The following is a 2070-nucleotide window of genomic DNA, read 5'->3' as shown; positions in this document are numbered from 1 at the left end:
GAACCCGACCTGCGGCAGCTGCAGCAGGGACGCGTCCATCTCGGTGCCGCCATAGGTCTGGGTGAAGGCGTTCATCTCGGCGTTGAAGCCGTGCTCCATGATCTCGGCATGCAGTCCATCGCGGAGCTCCTGCCAGTGGTCGGCGGGGCCGGTGAGGCCGTGATCGCGGACTGCGCGGACCCCGCAGTCGAAAGCCGCCCACATCATGACCCTCGAATGGGTGAAGTGCATCTTCTCCCCCCGCATCTCCCAGATCCCGTGGTCACGGTCGTGGAGATGATTTTCCGCGAAGGTCAACAGGGCCTTCTGCAGCGGCCAGGAGAAGTGGTCCTCCTGCTCGCCGTGGCAGCGCAGCTTCTCCAGGGCCACCATGACCTCGCCCACGACGTCGGCCTGGTACTGGGTCACGGCGCCGTTACCGATCCGGACCGGCGTTGATCCGGCATAGCCGGGCAGATGGTCGAGGATCTTTTCGGGCAGGTTGCGCTCGCCTGCCACCCCGTACATGATCTGAAGGTCCTCCGGGTCCCCGGCGACGGCCCGCAGCAGCCAGTTACGCCACTCGAGCGCCTCTTCCTGGAGGCCGTGCGTCATCATCGCCTCGAGGGTCAGGGCCGCATCACGCAGCCAGCAGAACCGGTAGTCCCAGTTGCGCGCGCCGCCGAATTCCTCCGGCAGGGAAGTGGTCGGAGCAGCAACGATGCCGCCCGTGTCCTCGTGCGTGAGGGCGCGAAGGACCAGCAGGGACCGCAGTACGGCGGGACCGTACTTACCGCCGTCGTCGTAGCTCGCAGCCCAGGACTTCCAGTAGGTGATGGTCTCGTCGAGCGCCTCGTCGACGTCGAGGGCGCTGGGTGACGGCCGGTGCGAGGGATACCAGACCAGCTCGAGGTCCACGACCTGGCCTGCTTCCACGGTGAAGGCACCCATATGGCGGTGTCCGCCGGCGGTCAGGCGGGGGCTTCGAAGCATCAGCGCATCGGGCCCGGCCATGGCGAGCAGCATCGGGCCGTCGTCGTCGCCCTCCTGGCTCACCCACGGCAGGATCGTGCCGTAGCCGAAGCGGATCTCCAGCTCCTGCCCCATGGCCACCGTGCCGTGGATGCCCTGGATGCGCCGGACGATCGAGGCGCGGCGGTCACCGGTCGGCATGAAGTCGGTCACGAGCACGTCCCCGGTTTCGGTGCGCCAGTGGGTCTGCAGCACGAATGTCGAATCGATGTAGCTGCGTCCCACCACTTCGGCGCTACCCGACGACGGCGCCACCAGCCATCGGCCGTGGTCCTCCGTGCCGAGCATCGCCGCGAAGACCGACGGCGAATCGAAGCGCGGAAAGCAGAGCCAGTCGATACTTCCGTTCCGGGCGATGAGGGCTCCGGTGTGCAGGTCGGATAGAAGGGCGTAGTCCTCGATAGGGGATTGCATGCCTCAACTCAATCACACCCGGGAGTCGTGCTGCCCTGTTTCAGTGCGCGGGCTCGCTGCGGAGTTCCATCATCAGCGCCGGGTAGTCAGTGGTGACTTCCTGTACACCGAGCGAGGCGACCAGCCTGAACTGCTCAGGGGTATTGACGGTCCAGACCCGAACCCGCAGGCCCTCCTCCACCCAGCGCCGCACGCGGTCGGGGTGGTCCCGGACATAGGCGATGCCTGGTCCGGCCGTGCCCACGACATGCCCGTCCAGAAGTTTCTCACCCTCCCGGATTGCCCGGCTCATCAGGTTGATCACTGCACCCTCCGCGATCGATCCGATGCTCAGGGCGTCCCGCACCTCGCCCGGCTCGACGTCCGCGACCAACTGGCAGAGCGCATGGGGAGGCCCCAACTCGGCCAGCTGCCGCATCGAGTCAGGATTGAAACTCATGAAGCTGATGTCGATGCCACCCAGCTTCGAACTTTCGGGGTCCCATCCCTCATCCATCAGCAGGGCGATGAGTTCCTCCTCGAGGCGCAGGCCGAAGGGGCTCGGGTGCTTGAGCTCGATCGCCAGCGCAAGAGGCCGCCCAGCGAACCGGAGCAGGTTCAGGAGTTCCTTCAGGGTGAGCAACTGATTGGCGGGCCCGCCGAATT

At 66.3% G+C, this 2070-nt stretch carries 2 protein-coding genes; both read right to left on the bottom strand.

Annotated elements, in window-relative coordinates; translation table 11 throughout:
• Positions 1-1425, bottom strand: a 1425-nt coding sequence (locus Y705_RS20065) for a glycoside hydrolase family 15 protein (protein WP_049822779.1), incomplete at its 3' end; no start/stop codon positions are given.
• A 40-nt stretch (positions 1426-1465) separates the two neighbouring features.
• A partial coding sequence (locus tag Y705_RS20060) for a glycerophosphodiester phosphodiesterase (protein ID WP_162149086.1) occupies positions 1466-2070 on the bottom strand: 605 nt, incomplete at its 5' end.

Source organism: Arthrobacter sp. H41 (assembly GCF_000520535.1).
In the GTDB taxonomy this organism is placed as follows: Bacteria; Actinomycetota; Actinomycetes; order Actinomycetales; family Micrococcaceae; genus Arthrobacter_D.
The sequence above is the reverse complement of the archived record's forward strand: the minus strand, read 5'-3'. Positions and strand labels throughout refer to the sequence as shown.